The 19,359-nt window shown below is 43.4% G+C and carries 14 protein-coding genes, 3 tRNA genes, 3 rRNA genes and 1 pseudogene; 8 read left to right on the top strand and 13 right to left on the bottom strand.

Going from position 1 to position 19,359, the window contains the following annotated elements; genetic code table 11:
• The first annotated feature begins 289 nt into the window (after positions 1-289).
• Positions 290-1,234 (top strand): acetyltransferase, encoded by a 945-nt coding sequence (locus F557_RS0102090; protein WP_026297697.1) that lies wholly within the window; start codon positions 290-292, stop codon positions 1,232-1,234.
• Between the two features lie 100 nt (positions 1,235-1,334).
• Here the strand turns inward: F557_RS0102090 and F557_RS18445 are convergent, their stop codons facing one another.
• Together F557_RS18445 and F557_RS0102080 are read right to left on the bottom strand one after the other, a co-directional pair.
• Positions 1,335-2,093, bottom strand: coding sequence for a thiol:disulfide interchange protein DsbA/DsbL (locus F557_RS18445; RefSeq protein ID WP_084761379.1), 759 nt, complete (start codon positions 2,091-2,093; stop codon positions 1,335-1,337).
• Between the two features lie 14 nt (positions 2,094-2,107).
• On the bottom strand, positions 2,108-3,160 hold the full coding sequence (locus F557_RS0102080) for a phytoene/squalene synthase family protein (protein WP_019000600.1): 1,053 nt from the start codon (positions 3,158-3,160) through the stop codon (positions 2,108-2,110).
• 94 nt (positions 3,161-3,254) lie between these two features.
• On the opposite strand from F557_RS0102080, the gene F557_RS18440 reads away from it, so the two are divergent.
• Positions 3,255-3,839 carry a histidine phosphatase family protein gene (locus F557_RS18440; RefSeq protein WP_019000599.1) on the top strand — a complete coding sequence of 195 codons (585 nt, stop codon included), beginning with the start codon at positions 3,255-3,257 and terminating at the stop codon, positions 3,837-3,839.
• 105 nt (positions 3,840-3,944) lie between these two features.
• On the opposite strand, the gene F557_RS0102070 is transcribed toward F557_RS18440, so the two are convergent.
• From F557_RS0102070 to F557_RS0102045, 6 genes are all read right to left on the bottom strand, one after another.
• Positions 3,945-4,021: transfer RNA gene (locus F557_RS0102070), tRNA-Asp, on the bottom strand.
• A gap of 15 nt (positions 4,022-4,036) precedes the next feature.
• Positions 4,037-4,151: ribosomal RNA gene (rrf, locus tag F557_RS0102065) — 5S ribosomal RNA — on the bottom strand.
• Between the two features lie 81 nt (positions 4,152-4,232).
• Positions 4,233-7,084, bottom strand: a 23S ribosomal RNA gene (locus F557_RS0102060).
• A gap of 257 nt (positions 7,085-7,341) precedes the next feature.
• Positions 7,342-7,417: transfer RNA gene (locus F557_RS0102055), tRNA-Ala, on the bottom strand.
• Positions 7,418-7,444: 27 nt separating this feature from the next.
• Positions 7,445-7,521, bottom strand: a tRNA-Ile gene (locus tag F557_RS0102050).
• A gap of 96 nt (positions 7,522-7,617) precedes the next feature.
• A 16S ribosomal RNA gene (locus tag F557_RS0102045) occupies positions 7,618-9,156 on the bottom strand.
• The 16S, 23S and 5S rRNA genes sit together here with 3 tRNA genes alongside, the layout of an rRNA operon.
• A gap of 440 nt (positions 9,157-9,596) precedes the next feature.
• Between F557_RS0102045 and F557_RS0102040 the strand changes: the two genes are divergently transcribed.
• From F557_RS0102040 to glyS, 3 genes are all read left to right on the top strand, one after another.
• Positions 9,597-9,827 (top strand): sulfurtransferase TusA family protein, encoded by a 231-nt coding sequence (locus F557_RS0102040; RefSeq protein WP_019000598.1) that lies wholly within the window; start codon positions 9,597-9,599, stop codon positions 9,825-9,827.
• Positions 9,828-10,017: 190 nt separating this feature from the next.
• The gene (glyQ, locus tag F557_RS0102035) at positions 10,018-10,947 is read left to right on the top strand and encodes a glycine--tRNA ligase subunit alpha (protein ID WP_019000597.1); all 930 of its coding nucleotides are present in this window, start codon (positions 10,018-10,020) and stop codon (positions 10,945-10,947) included.
• A gap of 2 nt (positions 10,948-10,949) precedes the next feature.
• Positions 10,950-13,013, top strand: coding sequence for a glycine--tRNA ligase subunit beta (gene glyS, locus F557_RS0102030; protein ID WP_019000596.1), 2,064 nt, complete (start codon positions 10,950-10,952; stop codon positions 13,011-13,013).
• Positions 13,014-13,126: 113 nt separating this feature from the next.
• Here the strand turns inward: glyS and lptB are convergent, their stop codons facing one another.
• The 5 genes from lptB to F557_RS0102005 form a co-directional block, all read right to left on the bottom strand.
• Complete coding sequence (gene lptB / locus F557_RS0102025; protein ID WP_019000595.1) at positions 13,127-13,855, bottom strand: LPS export ABC transporter ATP-binding protein; 729 nt, start codon at positions 13,853-13,855, stop codon at positions 13,127-13,129.
• 120 nt (positions 13,856-13,975) lie between these two features.
• Positions 13,976-14,506: a lipopolysaccharide transport periplasmic protein LptA gene (gene lptA, locus F557_RS0102020; protein WP_026297696.1), complete on the bottom strand. Its 531-nt coding sequence runs from the start codon at positions 14,504-14,506 to the stop codon at positions 13,976-13,978.
• Entirely contained in the window at positions 14,475-15,077 is a 603-nt protein-coding gene (lptC, locus tag F557_RS0102015) for an LPS export ABC transporter periplasmic protein LptC (protein ID WP_019000593.1), read from the bottom strand. The genes lptA and lptC overlap by 32 nt, the downstream gene beginning before the upstream one ends.
• On the bottom strand, positions 15,074-15,622 hold the full coding sequence (kdsC, locus tag F557_RS0102010) for a 3-deoxy-manno-octulosonate-8-phosphatase KdsC (protein ID WP_019000592.1): 549 nt from the start codon (positions 15,620-15,622) through the stop codon (positions 15,074-15,076). The genes lptC and kdsC overlap by 4 nt, the downstream gene beginning before the upstream one ends.
• Positions 15,622-16,596 carry a KpsF/GutQ family sugar-phosphate isomerase gene (locus F557_RS0102005; protein WP_019000591.1) on the bottom strand — a complete coding sequence of 325 codons (975 nt, stop codon included), beginning with the start codon at positions 16,594-16,596 and terminating at the stop codon, positions 15,622-15,624. Before F557_RS0102005 ends, kdsC begins: the two co-directional genes overlap by 1 nt.
• A gap of 1,222 nt (positions 16,597-17,818) precedes the next feature.
• Between F557_RS0102005 and F557_RS0102000 the strand changes: the two genes are divergently transcribed.
• The 3 genes and pseudogenes from F557_RS0102000 to F557_RS22545 form a co-directional block, all read left to right on the top strand.
• On the top strand, positions 17,819-18,925 hold the full coding sequence (locus F557_RS0102000; RefSeq protein ID WP_026297694.1) for a response regulator: 1,107 nt from the start codon (positions 17,819-17,821) through the stop codon (positions 18,923-18,925).
• Complete coding sequence (locus F557_RS22095; protein ID WP_019000589.1) at positions 18,922-19,068, top strand: hypothetical protein; 147 nt, start codon at positions 18,922-18,924, stop codon at positions 19,066-19,068. Before F557_RS0102000 ends, F557_RS22095 begins: the two co-directional genes overlap by 4 nt.
• Before the next feature lie 103 nt (positions 19,069-19,171).
• Positions 19,172-19,359: pseudogene (locus tag F557_RS22545) on the top strand (hypothetical protein); the annotation flags it as partial.

Raw genomic sequence — 19,359 nt, 5'->3', positions numbered from 1 at the left:
AATCCCGGCGCCAAACTTCGGGAACTATACGGCTCGATTCAACGGGAGTATCAGAAAAACAGGCCCGGAATTCATGAAAACAAACACCGCATAAAACAAGTCACGCACCGTGCATTTTACAACAATAGAAGCGAAACATATATGGTTTACCATCTTTTTTGCACAGGTATGCAACATCTACGATTTTTATCAAAATAACTTGCTTGCTTATCCATCTGAATGGCGTCACTAAATTTACACAACGACTGCTAACTCCGGTAAAATATATCTCAAACAAATGAGGCCTTATATGTTAAGTTTTATGCCGGCTTGGCTAAAGATTGGGGTTAACCTGTTTCTTCTTATCGTCTGTACCGCAATGGTATCGTTTGCCATTTGCATCGTAGCCTGTGTCAGGATCCTGTTTTTCGGAAACTGTCATAAATTTTTTATCAAAGCGGCAAACAGGTGCATGCGATGGTGGCTCTACCGCATTCGCGGTATCATGGGAATCACAAACCGTACCGAATGGGTAAGAAACATAGCTATCCATCCTGAATTTCAGGATTCTTATATTCTGATTTCAAACCATATCAGCTGGCTTGACACTCTGGTGCTGGCTGCAGTACTTGCAGATCTGCGACCTGTACCCAAGTTTTTTCTGAAGCATTCTCTTCTTTTCGTTCCTTTTGTAGGACTTGCCTGCTGGGGACTGGACATGCCGTTTTTAAGAAGATATTCTAGGGCGTACCTCCTTAAACATCCTGACAAAAGGTTCACAGATATTGAAACATCAAGAGAAGCCTGCAAAAAGTTTTCTGGAGTGCCAACAATGATGGTGATTTTTCCGGAGGGAACCCGTTTTACCCCTGAAAAAAGAGCACTTTCCAATTCCCCGTACAAAAATCTGATGCAAACTAAACCCACAACTATAGCCATAGCTATTGAGAGTCTGGGAAATCAGTTCAACAAAATTCTTGATGTTACTCTCAACTATCCAGATAATCCGGACACACCTTTTCGGTCATTTCTTGAAGGGCGCCTCAAAAAAATATGCATCAGTATTAACGAAATCAAAATAACAGATGATCTTCGTGGCAGTTATCTCACCGACAAACAGTTTAAAAGGCATTTTACCCTGTGGCTCAAAAATCTGTGGCAAGAGAAGGATGAGAAAATATCAGAAATGAAAAAAAATGAAAAAGCGGTATGCTCCAGTACAAATCCAGATAACATCATCAAAAACAAAGATTAGATTAAGCTCATTCCTTGCGAAAATGGCATTTTGTGCCAAAGAATCTTATATCAAATAGAAAAAGCCCGGCTCCCGGGCTTTAACTTTTTTTGATATTGTCCTATTCGGACTTTTCTGCCTTTATTTGAGAATCCTGTCCATGATCATCAAGCTCAAGAAGATATTTAACCAGAGCATAATATTCTGCAATACCATCAACCCCCTTGGCTACAATAATATACTTACCATTTACCACCACTGCAGGAACCCCCTGAATTTTCGCATCTTCGGTATTCTGACGATACTGACCAGACATAGTGTTTACCGGAAATGATTTATACTGCGCTTCAAAGGTATGTGCCGGAACACCAAGTTCCTCAAACACTTTCACAACATCATCATGATTCTGAGGAATCTTCTGCTTATTGAATATCTCATCATCAAGCTTAGTAACAAAGGCTTCAGAAACATTGAGATTTACTGATGCTGCATATGCTTTCTGAAGCTCAGGTCCCATCGGACCACCAAGATAATGAACCGGGTTCTGCATAAATTCCACATCATCGGGCAACGCATCGCGAACTTGACGGATCATCGGCAAGAAGGCATGGCAGTGCCCGCAGTAAAAAGAGAAGTACTCAGTGACAATCTTATGATCCGAAATCTTCATTCCCGGAATAATCTTGTAGTTCACACCTTCCTTGAATTGCTTTGTTACCTTCGCAGCTGCACTCCTAAGTTCATCCGGAGTAGCATAGAAATCAGGAGCTTTTTGTTCCTGCACTTCATCATCTCCAGCAAGCACATATCCAATGTTTCCACAAAATGACAAACCGGCAACAAGTGCGCACAACGTCAATTTAACAGGCTTAAAAAACATTTTATACTCCTATATCAGTCCTTACAGGAATCATAATTGCACTCTGCAGTATTTTTTGATTCCCAAAAACTCACCTTATTCATGAGGGCAACAGGATCCCTGAATTCGGGCTTCATCTCTTTTCCTGCCAGATGGCTGAAAACAATATTAAGTAGAAAATTGCTGCTAGCACATACTGTGGTAACCATAAAGCAGTTTTTCACATCTCTATGACTGATTTTAATCTCCTTTGGTTCCCTGAAAAGCGGATTTTCATAAATGTTTCTCAACGTCATTACCGCCATCTCGGAAGCTAAAAGACAAAACCTGCGAATACCTCTTTCCGTACGTGGAATAAGCTTTATAAACTGAAGTGCCTGCATAGTGTGTCCGAATGCAACACATGAATATTTTCTAGTAGCTTCTAAACGCTTATCTGTGTCGCTATATGGAATTGGAAGCCACCTAGCCCCACGTTTAGCATCATCCCAGACATCCTTAAGAATATTTGTAAGCTGCAAAGCCTCTCCAAAAGAAACAGCCAATGGAGACAATTTAGAAAGTCTCTTTTTTATAGTCGGGGAATGTTCAGCAAAAAGATTTACTAGTATTTCTCCAACAACTCCAGCAACACTGTAACAATAATGATCGACTTCGTCCAAAGAATCAATTTTGCTCCACCTTTCAATCTGTCCCATTCCTTTGCACATAATGGTAATACCTCTCCTTATGATTCTCTGCACCGCAGCAGAATATGAACAATATCGTCCTACAACCAAAGGAATATCTGCCATCAATTGACTCTCTGCTTCCGTAGCCGATTCCTTTATAAGAGAGAAGATCTCCATAGTCCATTCCTCAACATGGACAGGTGCAGAAAGAATTCCGGCAAATTCAGCAAGATACTTTTTTTTGCAGTCCATATCCATCTTCGGATCATCTTCAATAGTATCTGCTATTCGGCAAAGCAGGTAGGCATTACCAACCCAGTCTCTCAGATCCTTTGGGAGACAAGGAATTGTCAGAGCAAACGTTCTGGAAACGCCTGCAAGATGCTTATTCTGTTCTGATATGGATAATGACTTCATAGCTCCTCCTCTCCCACAACTAAGGATAGGATTATACAAAAAATACCAATGTAAAGCGTATAATCAGCAACATAATTCGTAAACAGGAGTTATCATGAAAAAAGAAATCATTCTTGTCAGACATGCCGAAAGCATTGGTAATGCAGGAAGGAGAACCACCAGTCCTGCAGGAAACAATCTGACTGATTACGGTCGGAAACAGGCCCTAGAATTCGCCGAAGGAATTACGAAGGCCCCCGATCTTATCGTATGGAGTACATATCCAAGAACTAAAGAAACCGCAAAACCTTTATCTTTGAAATTTCCGAAAACCCCCACAACAGAATGGCCTGATATTCAGGAATTCACCTACCTCAGTCCCAAAAAATGCTTCAACACAACCCCTGAAGAAAGAAAAACGTGGGTATTGTCATATTGGGAAAAGATGGATCCGGAATACCGGGACGGGGACGGGGCAGAATCATTTTCTGACATGATAGAAAGGGTCAGAAAACTTATCACAAAAGCAAAAGGTAGATCTGAGAACACCATCATGATTTTTACCCACGGCCAATTTATGGAAGCTATAAGAATAGTACTTGCTTATCCAGAAGCTGACAGCTTTAGACTCATGAATATTTTTAATGCGAAACATCGTGGAAAAACTATTAAAAACTGCGAGACTATGAGAATTATATAACTGTTACTTCACATCAGTCATTAATTGAATATGTAGCAATAGATCGAATTTAACAAATTGAAATAAAAGAAAAACGGGGTACCCTGAGGTACCCCGCTGTATGAGTGGCGGAACGGACGGGGCTCGAACCCGTGACCTCCTGCGTGACAGGCAGGCATTCTAACCAGCTGAACTACCGCTCCGTGCTTGATTTTAATGCCTGACAATGACCTACTCTCACATAGCGAATGCTACACTACCATCGGCACTGTTCCGTTTCACTTCTGTGTTCGGAATGGATACAGGTGGTTCCAGAACGTTATCTTCATCAGGCAATCCGGTTTAAAAATTTAATCTCGCCTCAAATCACTTCTTCCGTTCAAACCCGCAAGCGCCAAACTTTCCGGGCGTTGTATGGTTAAGCCTCTCGGATCATTAGTATGAGTCCGCTCCACGCCTCGCAACGCTTCCACTCCTCACCTATCAACGTCATCGTCTCTGACGGTCCTTACAGACTCAAGGTCTGGGAAGACTCATCTCAGGGCTCGCTTCCCGCTTAGATGCTTTCAGCGGTTATCGATCCCGAACTTAGCTACCGGACTATGCAATTGGCATTACAATCCTCTCACCAGCGGTTCGTTCACTCCGGTCCTCTCGTACTAGGAGCAATCCCCTTCAATCTTCCTGCGCCCACGGCAGATAGGGACCAAACTGTCTCACGACGTTTTGAACCCAGCTCGCGTACCACTTTAAATGGCGAACAGCCATACCCTTGGGACCTGCTGCAGCCCCAGGATGTGATGAGCCGACATCGAGGTGCCAAACACCGCCGTCGATATGAACTCTTGGGCGGTATCAGCCTGTTATCCCCAGAGTACCTTTTATCCGTTGAGCGATGGCCCTTCCATTCAGAACCACCGGATCACTATGACCTGCTTTCGCATCTGCTCGACTCGTCTGTCTCGCAGTTAAGCTGGCTTCTGCCATTGCACTATCCTCACGATGTCCGACCGTGATTAGCCAACCTTCGTGCTCCTCCGTTACCCTTTGGGAGGAGACCGCCCCAGTCAAACTACCCACCAGACACTGTCCTCCTTCCGAAGTTAGAACACCAAGCACATCAGAATGGTATTTCAACGTCGACTCCGCCCATACTGGCGTACAGGTTTCTCTGTCTCCCATCTATCCTACACAAATGTACTCAATGTTCAGTGTCAAGCTATAGTAAAGGTTCACGGGGTCTTTCCGTCTAGCCGCGGGTACACTGCATCTTCACAGCAATTTCGATTTCACTGAGTCTCGGGTGGAGACAGCGTGGCCATGGTTACACCATTCGTGCAGGTCGGAACTTGCCCGACAAGGAATTTCGCTACCTTAGGACCGTTATAGTTACGGCCGCCGTTTACTGGGGCTTCAATCAGATGCTTCTCTTGCGATGACATCATCATTTAACCTTCCAGCACCGGGCAGGTGTCACACACTATACTTCCACTTCCGTGTTCGCAGTGTGCTGTGTTTTTGTTAAACAGTCCCAGCCACCTCTTCGCTGCGACTGACTCTTGCTCCGGACGCGCAGTCCTTCACTTTCGTCAGCATACCTTCTCCCTAAGTTACGGTACTATTTTGCCTAGTTCCTTCACCCGAGTTCTCTCAAGCGCCTTGGTATTCTCTACTCGACCACCTGTGTCGGTTTCGGGTACGGCTCGCATTAGCCTGTAGCTTAGAAGCTTTTCCTGGAAGCCTGGCATCAATGCCTTCTCGCACCGTAGTGCAATCCTCTCAGATCTCATCCTTCAGCTCGCCTTTTTTCGTACGCGCCGGAACTACATCCTTTCACCTGCATCCAACAGCAGGCGCACCTAGCCTTCTCCGTCCCTCCTTCGCAGCTAATGCCAGTATCGGAATATTAACCGATTTTCCATCTGCCTCGCTTTTCAGCTTATCATTAGGTACCGACTCACCCTGCCCCGATTAACGTTGGACAGGAACCCTTGGTCTCCCGGCGTGCGGGTTTTTCACCCGCATTATCGTTACTCACGTCAGCATTCGCACTTCTGATAGCTCCAGCACTCCTTCCGGTATGCCTTCTTCACCTTACAGAACGCTCCCCTACCAATCCGCATTTCTGCGATTCCGCAGCTTCGGTGCAATGTTTAGCCCCGTTACATCTTCCGCGCGGGCCGACTCGACTAGTGAGCTATTACGCTTTCTTTTAATGATGGCTGCTTCTAAGCCAACATCCTAGCTGTCTATGCCTTCCCACTTCGTTTCCCACTTAACATTGACTTCGGGACCTTAGCTGGCGGTCTGGATTGTTTTCCTCTCGACGACGAACGTTAGCACCCGCCGTCTGTCTCCCAATTTCTTCCTTGCCGGTATTCGGAGTTTGCATCAAATCGGAAACCCATTGGCTGGGCCCCTTTCTGAAACAGTGCTCTACCCCCGGCAATTATCCATTGAGGCGCTACCTAAATAGCTTTCGGGGAGAACCAGATATCACCTGATTTGATTGGCCTTTCACCCCTAACCGCAGGTCATCCCCTAGTTTTGCAACACTAGTGGGTCGGGACCTCCAGTAAGTGTTACCTTACCTTCATCCTGCCCACGGTTAGATCATCAGGTTTCGGGTCTGCTCCCAGCGACTCAGCGCACAGTTAATACTCGGTTTCCCTTCGGCTCCCCTATTCGGTTAACCTCGCCACTGAAAGCAACTCGCTGACCCATTATACAAAAGGTACGCAGTCACCCTTTCGGGCTCCCACTGCTTGTACGTGCACGGTTTCAGATTCTTTTCACTCCCCTCACAGGGGTTCTTTTCGCCTTTCCCTCACGGTACTTGTTCACTATCGGTCAATAAGTAGTATTTAGCCTTGGAGGATGGTCCCCCCATCTTCTGACAGGATACCACGTGTCCCGCCATACTCGTTTTTCACCCTGCACCCGCTTCCGCCTACGGGACTGTCACCCTCTTTCGTATGCCTTCCCAGACATTTCGGCTTGCACATGCAGAGATTTTGGGCTCTTCCCCGTTCGTTCGCCACTACTTGGAGAATCTCGGTTGATTTCTTTTCCTCGGGGTACTGAGATGTTTCACTTCTCCCGGTTCGCTTTCCTTTCGGAATGACACTTCTGTGTCGGGTTGCCCCATTCGGACATCCGCGGCTTTTACGCTTCTTACCAGCTTACCGCGGCTTTTCGCAGGTTAGTACGTCCTTCATCGCCTCTTATTGCCAAGGCATCCACCATGCACGCTTCTTCACTTAACCATACAACCCCGGAAAGTCTGTCAGGGGTTCCCCTTCCTTTCTTCCCTTCGCCGTATTCTTAAACAAAGATCCTGAACTTCTTTCAGCTCAGTTTCGTAACATTTGTTTACGCCAAAAAGTTCCAAGACACTTGCTTGTTTGAACTCTTTTTGATTTTCAGCTTGATTAAATTTTTAAAGAACTTGCAGTCGTGAAAAACCGCAGTAATTTCAGCTCTCTTGAACCGCAATTACTCTGGTTTCTCTCTTCAGGTCCCCTGGTGGAGGTAAACGGGATTGAACCGTTGACCCCCTGCGTGCAAAGCAGGTGCTCTCCCAGCTGAGCTATACCCCCAATTCCCTTCCGCCGTCTCTCCTTGCGTGGTGGGTCTGAATGGACTCGGACCATCGACCTCACCCTTATCAGGGGTGCGCTCTAACCAGCTGAGCTACAGACCCACTCAAGGTTTTCCGACCGGAACCTGATGCTTCTCTAACCCCGTTTAAACAATCTGTGTGAACATTCAGCAACAATTTATCAGACGCTTTTCCTGTTAAGGAGGTGATCCAACCACAGGTTCCCCTATGGTTACCTTGTTACGACTTCACCCCAGTCATAAACCACACCGTGGTAATCGCGCCCCTTGCGGTTACGCTAACTACTTCTGGTGCAATTCACTCCCATGGTGTGACGGGCGGTGTGTACAAGGCCCGGGAACGTATTCACCGCGACATTCTGATTCGCGATTACTAGCGATTCCGACTTCATGGAGTCGAATTGCAGACTCCAATCCGGACTACGATTTGCTTTCTGAGATCTGCCCCGTCTCGCGACTTCGCTTCCCTCTGTACAAACCATTGTAGCACGTGTGTAGCCCTGAACGTAAGGGCCATGATGACTTGACGTCATCCCTGCCTTCCTCCGGTTTATCACCGGCAGTCTTCTTTGAGTTCCCGCCTTTACGCGCTGGCAACAAAGAACAAGGGTTGCGCTCGTTGCGGGACTTAACCCAACATCTCACGACACGAGCTGACGACAGCCATGCAGCACCTGTTTACGATTCCCTTGCGGGTACTCCATCCTCTCAGACAGATCATCGTATATGTCAAGTTCAGGTAAGGTTCTTCGCGTTGCATCGAATTAAACCACATGCTCCACCGCTTGTGCGGGCCCCCGTCAATTCATTTGAGTTTTAACCTTGCGGCCGTACTCCCCAGGCGGTCAATTTAAAGCGTTAGCTGCGGAACCCAGCCTCTTCGGACTAGACTCCTAATTGACATCGTTTACAGCGTGGACTACCAGGGTATCTAATCCTGTTTGCTCCCCACGCTTTCGCACCTGAGCGTCAGTTACTATCCAGAAGCTCGCCTTCGCCACCGGTGTTCTTCCAGATATCTACGCATTTCACCGCTACACCTGGAATTCCAGCTCCCCTTATAGTACTCTAGTCTTGCAGTTTCAAATGACCGCCCAACGTTAAGCGCTGGGATTTCACATCTGACTTGCATAACCGCCTGCGTGCGCTTTACGCCCAGTTATTCCGATTAACGCTTGCGCCCTCCGTATTACCGCGGCTGCTGGCACGGAGTTAGCCGGCGCTTCTTCTGCGGGTAACGTCTGCTTTCTGCCCTGTTCGAACTTCAGCTTCCTCCCCGCTGAAAGTGCTTTACAACCCGAAGGCCTTCTTCACACACGCGGCATGGCTGCATCAGGGTTTCCCCCATTGTGCAATATTCCCTACTGCTGCCTCCCGTAGGAGTTTGGGCCGTGTCTCAGTCCCAATGTGGCTGATCATCCTCTCAGACCAGCTAGAGATCGTCGCCTTGGTGAGCCTTTACCTCCCCAACTAGCTAATCCCTCCTGGGCACATTTATAAGCGCATGGTTTCCCATCCTTTTCCCCTCAGGGTTTATGCGGTATTAGCACCCGTTTCCAGGTGTTATCCCCCTCTTATAGGCAGTTTCCCAGGTATTACTCACCCGTCCGCCACTCGTCAGCCAGAAAAGCAAGCTTTCCTGCTGCTACCGTTCGACTTGCATGTATTAAGCCTGCCGCCAGCGTTCAATCTGAGCCATGATCAAACTCTTCAATTCAAAAGTTTGTTTCTTTTGCTCAATAATGAATTTAACTGTTTTGTTGTTCACTCTGCAGTTCCTATTATCGAGACTTCTTTTTTAGCCTTCCGATAATTCCTGCCGAGTGCCCACACAGATTGTCTAAACTGTTTGTTAAAGAACTTTCTGCTCGTGCTGAGCAAGTGAGCGGAATTTTATAGTTTTTTATTTTTCTGTCAAGCGTTATTACAAAAAAAATCAGTTTTTTTTATCCAAAAGCTCAAATTGAGTGTTTTTTAATCAGGTATTGGTCGTTTTTTAATCATTTATACTCACAGCATCATATAATCAGATGTTGTTTACATTTTCAGACCTCAGTATTACTTTAATAAGTAGTAGACTGTATGTATGACAGTTTTTACTCAATTAACAGCATATTTTTCAGGAACTGCTACTGAAAAAGAAAAGAACACTTCAAGATGAAAGAAATCAATACAGTCGGTCTCAGATGTCCAGAACCTCTCATGATTGTTAGAAGGGAACTGCGAGTACTGCATTCCGGCGATGCAATTACAATCACCGCTGATGATCCTTCAACCCAACGCGATTTCTCATTACTATGTAAAAACCTGGGATACGTACTGGAAGATCACAAAATCGCAACAACCGAAAAAGGAACTTTATTCTTCTTCAAAATCAGAAAGCCATAACTACCCTCGAACAAATCCCGTCACGTCATAAGATACAAGGCGTTATTAAAGCTATTAGTGCAAAATCAGCCAAACATGAGTAAAATAGGCTAACTCAAAACGGAGCACTTTTTTCAGTGTTCCGGAGTCTTTATGATCATCATTTAGACTATACAACTTTTTCAGGATAAAAGTTTCCAAGGATCTTCAGATGTCCAACACATATGATATCAAGACATTTCAGGGGTTAATCCTAACTCTTCAGGATTACTGGTCCCGACAGGGATGTATGCTCGCACAACCTTTCGACATGGAAGTAGGCGCCGGAACCTCTCATCCCATGACGTTTCTTAAGGCAATCGGACCGGAACCACATTTTTGTGCTTATGTACAACCTTCAAGAAGGCCTACTGACGGACGTTATGGAGAAAATCCCAATAGACTTCAACGTTACTTTCAGTTTCAGGTTGTATTAAAACCTTCTCCTGACAACATTCAGGATCTGTATCTTGGATCCCTGAGGGAATTGGGATTTGACCCGTCCGTTCATGATATCAGGTTCGTTGAAGACAACTGGGAAAATCCCACGCTTGGAGCCTGGGGACTTGGATGGGAAGTTTGGCTTAACGGCATGGAAGTAACTCAGTTCACCTATTTCCAGCAGGTTGGAGGACTTCCATGTGCTCCTGTAACCGGAGAAGTTACCTACGGGCTTGAACGTCTGGCCATGTACATCCAAGGAGTCAATAATGTGTACGATCTCATTTGGGCAAAAACACCTAATGGTACTGTGACATACGGTGACGTATTCCATCAGAATGAAGTAGAACAGTCTACCTACAATTTTGAGTACGCAGATGTAGATTTTCTGTTCAGATTGTTTGATCAGAGCGCAAAGGAATGTCAGTCTCTTTTAGACGTTCAAAAGGTCAAAACCGCCTTACCACTTCCCGCATACGAGAGGATTCTGCGAGCTGCTCATGCATTCAACCTACTTGATGCCAGACATGCCATATCTGTTACTGAAAGACAGCGGTACATTCTCCGAATTAGAGAGCTTTCAAAAGGCGTTGCCGAAGCATATTACGCAGCACGCGAAGCTTTGGGATTTCCTATTTTAAACAAACATAACAAGGCATAAAAATGACTGCAAAAACATTACTAGTTGAACTTGGTACTGAAGAACTGCCTCCCAAGGCTCTCTCAAAGCTTGCTCTGTCTTTCAGAGATAATTTTGCAGCACTGATCGATAACGCAAACATATCTCACGGTGATATTCTCTGGTTCGCGACGCCTAGAAGAATGGCCGTAAAAATTATCAATCTTGACGAACAGCAGCCAGACACCCCTGTTGAGAAAAAAGGGCCATCAGTAAAGGCTGCTTTCAATTCCGACGGAACCCCTAACAATGTAGGACTTAAATGGGCTCAGTCTAATGGCATCTCCATCGACAAAGCCGACAGAATATCCACTCCAAAAGGAGAATGGCTAGTATACCGTACTGTTGAACATGGTGCCAAAACAGTGTCCCTGATCCCCGGATTTGTTCAGGAAGCTCTTTCCAAACTTCCTGTTCCAAAGCTGATGCACTGGGGATCGAGCAATGTTCTCTTTGTAAGACCAGTGCACACTCTTACCATGCTCTTCGGAAGTGATGTTATACCGGGGGAGATACTGGGACTACAGTCAGGACGTACCATAAAAGGACATCGTTATATGGGAACTCCGGAATTTGATCTTTCTTCAGCCGATGAATATCCGGAACTTCTGGAATGCAAGGGAATGGTAATAGCCGATTACAATCGCAGAAAAGAAATGATTACCGCTGCAATCAAGTCAGAAGCCGATAAAATCGGTGGTATTGCCGATATGGATCCAGATCTTATTGATGAAGTAACATCTCTTGTTGAGTATCCGGTTCTTCTCACTGCCAGATTTGAAGAAAAATTCCTAAAAGTTCCTGCAGAAGCACTAGTACACACAATGAAGGGGGACCAGAAATACTTCCCAGTTTACCGTGATGGAAAATTGCTTCCCAATTTCATATTTATCAGCAATATACAATCATTGCATCCGGAACTTGTTATTGCAGGTAATGAAAGGGTGGTAAGACCAAGACTTTCAGATGCAGAATTTTTCTTCAATACAGATAAAAAGCAGTCTCTTTTCTCCCGTTTTGACAGTCTTAAATCTGTTACTTATCAAAAGCAGCTGGGATCTCTTGCAGAGAAATCTGAAATTGTTGCTGAGCTTGCAGCCAAAATTGCTCAAATTATAGGTGCCAATCAAGCTAACGCCAAACGTGCCGGCATTCTTTCAAAATGCGATCTTGTGACCAATATGGTGACTGAATTCACCGATACACAAGGGATAATGGGAATGCATTACGCCCGTATTGACGGAGAACCTGAAGAAGTTGCTCAGGCACTCAGTGATCAGTATTTACCTAGGTTTTCCGGAGATGAGCTTCCGAATAATCCGGTATCTCAGGCATTAAGCATTGCCGAAAAGGTCACAACGCTGACAGGGATATTCGGAGTAAATATGATTCCTAAGGGGGATAAGGATCCGTATGGCCTCAGAAGAGCTTCCATCGGCCTTATCAGAATTGCAGTTGAAAAATCACTAAACTTCGATATCAAAGAGCTTGTTGAATACGCAACAGAACTTTTCGGATCTAAACTCACAAATCCTAACACCGTTAATGACGTTGTTGATTATGTTCTAGCCAGATTCAAATCTTTTTATCAAGATATGGGAGTTGGAACAGATGTTATACAATCCGTGCTTTCCAGAAGGATTACAAATCTTCTTGACTTTGACAAGCGTATCAAGGCTGTACAAGAGTTCAAGAATATTCCTGAGTCAAACTCACTAGCTGAAGCTAATAAACGGGTAGGTAACATTCTTTCCAAAGCCGGTACCGTATCAGCTTTTAAAACCGAACTAATGGTTAACGACGAAGAAAGAACTTTATCTGCGGCCATTGATAAGGTGAGCACAGATGTTAATAGTCTGTTTGACAAAGGCGATTACAAGGATGCTCTGACTCATCTTTCACAAATCAAAAAGCCTGTTGACGATTTCTTTGAGAAGGTGATGGTCAACGATGAAAATCCGGAAATCCGTCAAAATCGCTTAGCTCTTCTTAAAAGACTCAGCGAACTATTTACTCATATCGCTGATATTTCCCTGCTTCAGAAATAGTACTGTCTAAGTTCTGATTCGGATTTAAAGCAAAAACAACAAAGCCACACCGAAAAAACTCAAGAGTGTGGCTTTTTTCTGCAATGTGTTTTATGTTTGAACACAAAAGAATATCAAATTGAAAAATTCTCCCCCAAATATACCTTTTTGACCAGCTCATTGTTCAGAACATCCTGCGGACTTCCATAAGCAATCAGTTTTCCCTGATTCACAATATAGGCTCTCTCGCAGACATCCAATGTTTCCCGAACATTGTGATCAGTAATCAATACACCAATCCCTCGTTCTCTAAGCTGTTTTATAATACCTTTAATTTCCCCAACAGAAATTGGATCTACACCAGCAAACGGCTCATCAAGCAATACAAACTGAGGATCTGACGCCAGGGCTCTAGCTATTTCCACTCGGCGCCTTTCCCCTCCAGAAAGACTCATTCCCAGGCTGTCCCGAATGTGCTCAATTCTAAATTCAGACAAAAGATCCTTCATTCGCTTACGTCTTTCATCCCTGCTTTTTACATTTTTATTAAGCTCTAATGCTCCGATAATATTTTCCTTAACTGTTAACTTCCTCCAAATACTCGCTTCCTGAGGAAGATATCCTAGCCCAGCTAAAGCTCTTTTATCCATAGGCTTATGTGTTATTTCTGCATCATCAATAAACACCCGCCCGTCATCGACTTTAATAATGCCGACAATCATATAAAATGAGGTGGTTTTTCCCGCACCATTAGGACCAAGAAGACCGACAATTTCTCCACTTTTGACACTTAAACTAACATCATTAACAACAACCCGTGTCTTAAACTGTTTAAATAAATGTTCTGCTCTCAGCGTTGACATGAAAAAATCCCATCACCTTATATAAATGACCGCCGCTTGAAACATGCAAAAGCAGCATTCTGAAGTTCTTGTAACTGTAATTTTTCATCACAGTTGACACCGTAAAGCCGCATCTTTACGTTATTTGTTTTTCTTTGTTGCCTCAATTTGCTTTTTAAGCTGATCCGGGATAAAAACAGTAGTAACACGACCGCCCGTGGATTCGTTACTCTTTGCCTCCATCACCTCTTTTTTAACGTTATAGGAGATAATATCGCTGGACAATTTGGAATTTTCCTGCTGAATAAACGCATGTGAAGACAGAGTGATATCTTGAGTTTTAATAGTGTAGGAAATAGTTTTGGCCTCGGCATGTATCGGCTTTCCATTATCCATAATCTGATCAAATGATGCCAGATTTCCATAGGCAGTGACCTTATCCACATCACCGGCAGGAAGTCTTGTGACCACAACTTTATCAGCCTTGATTTTTATGGTTCCCTGGGTAATAACCACATTATCCATAAAGGTTACTCTGTTCTCTGCGAGCTCTGCTATCTGACGATCCGAATTAACACTTATAGGTTCCTTGAAATCAGACTGCTTGGAATAGGCATTTGAAGAAATAAACGCAACCAAACTACCTGTTAACAGTACCGGTATAAATCGCATGGCAGTCCTCCATAAGTTCGAAATATTTTGTATCAAGATTTCCGTTTAACCCCTTGCAACTATTGGAAAAATCCTTTCCGTTAATATAAACCATCTCCGGTGTTCTAACCTCATTAGTGGTAAAATCAAGCTCCAGATAATCAGATTCAATACTGCTAATCAGTGTTTCAACACCATGATTCTGAACCTTAACGTTTTTTCTGAGATTTATACTGTCTTTACTGTTAAAACTACCGCTTTCCGCTTTAATATGCCAATAATCGCTTTCTTGAATATTTTTTTGATTCTTTATAACTTTTTTTGAAGAAAGATCCCTAGCTGGATAGTATGTCAGCGAAGGATAAGTCATCTCAATTAAATCAGCACTTATATAAGTTTCAGCATGATCGGCATGTATAATCTCGTAAAGGTAGCCGTGCTGATTATATCTGTATGTTGTGAAATTTTTAGCGATAAAATTGGGCTGCGCTTCTGTTTTTTCAGGATCCACAGCATCCTTTTTAACAGAATACCAATGGTAACAAAAATAAGAAAACAATGTCAGAACAACAAGACTTGCATATTTCATCATACCGATGCAACCCCGGGGATCTCCAGCTTTCCATGAGCCTGCATAATTAAATCACAGACTTCTCGTACCGCCCCTTTTCCACCGTTCATTGTACAAACATAATCAGCCGTAGCTTTCACCAGAGGATGTCCGTCTCCTGGACAAAAAGAAACCCCAGCCATATTCATCACCGGAATATCAGGAACATCATCACCTATATAGGCAGATTCCACAGCTTCAATATTTAAGTTATGTAGCATTTTCCTCATTTCCGAAATCTTATCTTTAACTCCCTGAGCAAGATAGTCTATTCCTAATTCACCAGCTCTTCGTTCAAGAAGTATTGATTGTCTGCCAGTAATTATCCCGATTTTGACATCGGCATGCTGGAGAGCTACTAACCCATAACCGTCCTTAGCATTAAAAGCCTTAATTTCATCCCCGCTATTTGTCAGGTACACACTTCCGTCAGACAACACTCCATCAACATCACAAAAAAGAAAACGAATCCGTGTAAGTTTTTCATAAAAATCATCTGAAACCGGACTGTACAAAGTAGGATGCATCACATAACGCCTTTATTAAGTAAATCGTGAATATTAAAAGCCCCCAGAGGTCTGTTACTGTCATCAACCACAACTAGGGAATTTACCTTTCTGGTATGAATTATCCTGACCGTTTCCGCAGCTAATGTTTCCTTTTTCACAGTAAGACACCCTTTTTTTATTATTTTACGGAGCGGTGTAGTCACATCCAGCATCCTTTCAAATGCTCTTCTTAAATCACCGTCGGTAAAAATGCCATAAAGAGTTCCGTCTTCTTCGATAACCACAGACATTCCCAACCCTTTGGAGGTCATCTCAAAAATGGCATCCTTGATGGTTCCATCTATGTATACACATGGACAATCATCACCGGAATGCATAACATCAGCACAGGTTGTAAGGAGCTTTCTTCCTAATGCTCCTCCTGGATGACTAAGTGCAAAATCCTCTGCCGTAAACCCCCTAGCTTCAAGAAGAGCCACTGCCAGAGCGTCTCCAAGTACCAAAGTACTTGTTGTACTGGTGGTTGGGACTAAATTCAAAGGACAAGCCTCTCTTTCCACATGAAAGCTGAGATGAACCGTGGAATACCTTGCAAGCGTACTGTCAGGATTACCGCTCATCCCGATAATAACAATACCTCGTCTTTTAAGAACAGGAAGAATTTGAATAACCTCTCCGCTTTCTCCAGAATTTGAAATGGCTATTACAACATCTTCACTGTCTATCATGCCCAAATCGCCATGACTAGCCTCTCCCGGATGAACAAAAAAAGAAGGTGTCCCTGTACTAGCCAAAGTAGCCGCAATTTTAGAACCAATATGCCCAGATTTCCCCATTCCCGTAACAACAATTTTTCCAGGACATTCCAGAATAATATTGCAGGCTTCCGTAAAACTGTGATCTATTTCCGAATGAAGCTGTCTGAGCCCCGAAATCTCTTCGTTTATAACATTCCGAGCAATATCTTCAAAATTAAAAGCACCGATAGACAAAACCCTTCTCTCCTTTTCGGATCATTTGTATGCTGAAAAACACTCCGGTTTATTTTACCTTAAATCACCCAATGGTTGGTTAAACAGATCCCATAAATAGGTAGTAAGTCTGACAGTTTGAATACATGTCAGAACTTTCTTCCAGAGCAGAATTAAGGAGCATATATGAGTTACGTATGGATCAAGGAACAAGTTGTGTCATAGCCAAAAATCCGCACCTTTCGAGCTTTTCGAAAGAAGAGCAACAATACTTAGACCGTGGCTTTTTAAAGCAGCTATATGAAACCTAGTCAGATCAAAATAAACATTACAAACAATAAAATCATACTTCAAAACCGATGTTTTTCTTGTAGCTTCGTTTCTCGGAAGTACCTCTGCCACATAAAAGATCATCTGAAAATAACTGATACAAAGAATAATAGGTTATCTGGTCATCGACAACATCTGCCGACAGCGACAATGACATCAGAAGAGCCCACTAAACCAGTATGCTAGATATCATCTGGTCGTTGAAAGATCAAACAATCCTCACAGTTTGAGCGATGAGATTTATAACGGGACTCTTCAGTTGCTGGCAAAAACCAGTATGGATCATCATCAGACATGACATCGCCAAAGCCAGAACAAATAATGAAATAATGAAGTACTGAGCATGCAAAGCAAAATTAGCGATCGATATAAAAGTAATCAGCTTAAAGTATGCCGTAGTGATGCAGAACTAGATGTAGTTACCAGAAACTACAGGAAATTTGGGTTTAGCGAACCTGAAAAAAGAGTGGGCTGTAATGGAATTTCCCGAAAAAGATCCGTGTCAACACTTCTTTATGGGAAGCTACGTTCTGAATGAGACTTAGCGGCCGTCGTTTTTATTCATTCACAGTGACACTTTCTTTCATAATTAACGACATGATACTGTTCAATATCTAAAAAATAGATCAAAGACCTTCATGTATCATTATTATCATCACGATTGAAAAAATGAGTTAAGTTCACATATTTGAATTTCACCCATCATACGATCAACTGATAACACTCTCCGATAGTCTAAAATAGTATCGATTATCCTGTTGTTTCTACCTTCCGCAAACGAAAACAAGAATGATCTCCCGGGAATAGGCCGTTCATTTCCTGCTCACTGCATAAAAACGGTTTTTGATTTCTCACAGAAAATGCGAATAACAGCCATCACCCAGTAGTTTGTCGAGTATTAAGGAATTTCTTTATGTCCCTAGATGTCATTGTTTGTGACGATTCTAGCTTCGCACGCAAACAGCTCATCAGAACTCTGCCAAGGTCTTTGGTTAACAATCTCTACCAGGCTGGTAACGGGCTGGAAGCAATGGAGTGTCTGAGAGAACACAAGGGAGAGCTTCTTTTCCTGGATCTTACCATGCCAGGAATGGATGGATATCAGGTTCTTGAGGCCATAAAAAACGAACATATAAACATCATGACCATTGTTGTCAGTGCCGACATCCAGCCCGAAGCCAGAAAAATAATCCTCAGCTACGAAAACGTGCTTGAATTTATCCCCAAGCCTTTGGATAAGAACAAGCTGCTCGATCTTCTTACAAACTACGGTCTTATGGATCCCAACGATACCGAAACCGTACAGATTGTTGAAACGGATTCCGAAAGACAGGATCGTAGCAATATTTTTGATTCTCTCCGCGAAAAACTAAACATAGCCGCCGGTGTAACAGCTAGTAGAATGGCAGAAATACTGAATCTCTTCATTACCATGCCTGTTCCGGATGTAAAACTAAAAAAAGGTATAGAAGTAACTCGGGATATCGTTCACTGGCTTAACATGAGAGATAATGACAACCAGAAAAATCATATCATTGTCAGTCAAGGCTTTGTAGGAGATGGAGTACTCGGAGAAAATCTTCTCTATTTCTCTCCTGAAGACATGAATAATTATGCACACTTGGTATGCGACGCTAAAACCACATACGAAGAAAAAGTCGGCATTATGATCGATCTGGCCGGATTGATCTCGGGTACTCTTATCAGAGTTTTGGCTACTCAGTTTAATACTGTAATCAGAACCACACACCCCGCACTAGTTCCGAACATTCTGATTGATGAATCATTTATCAGAGGAGATGATCCCGCAAAAACAGCAAAAGAAGACGAAAATCAGGAACAGCCTGAAGATCCTTTTATGCCCTATAACATTGCCTCACCGACCTACAAGGACGGGAATATTCTTTCCGTAGAGTTCAATTTTGACGTTAAGGGACAAGGAATGACCGTACGACTTGATATGCTGTTTACTGATAACACTGTTAAAAAAGTTATGCAGCTCATGGAGTTTTCAGAATGACCCCCCAAAAATCAGACATTTCAGAACTCAGGGATATTCACCGTTTACTCTCCATAATTCAGGATATTAATGTTGGTGTGGTCGTCCTGGATACAAACTACACAGTGAAGGTGTGGAACAGCTTTATGGAAGTTAAGTATTAGGTCTTAAACCGTCTTTTTAAGGCTTCAGGGATTCTTGACAAAAGTGCTGGTGAATCCGTACCATATCGCACACAAAAATCGGGATGTGTTGAAGGAATTTGCAATGGAAGCGAAGATCACAAATAACAATCTTCCTGCTAATCAGCACGATACTGCTCCTTCCAAACTGGACAACCTTTACTCGTTAATCGAAAAACTTACATCAACCATTCAAGAACAGACCTCAACCATTCAAGAGCAGACCTCAACCATTCAGAAGCAGACTTCAACCATTCAGAAGCAGACTGAAGC

Source organism: Succinimonas amylolytica DSM 2873 (genome assembly GCF_000378405.1).
Taxonomy (GTDB): domain Bacteria; phylum Pseudomonadota; class Gammaproteobacteria; order Enterobacterales; family Succinivibrionaceae; genus Succinimonas; species Succinimonas amylolytica.
The sequence above is the reverse complement of the archived record's forward strand: the minus strand, read 5'-3'. Positions and strand labels throughout refer to the sequence as shown.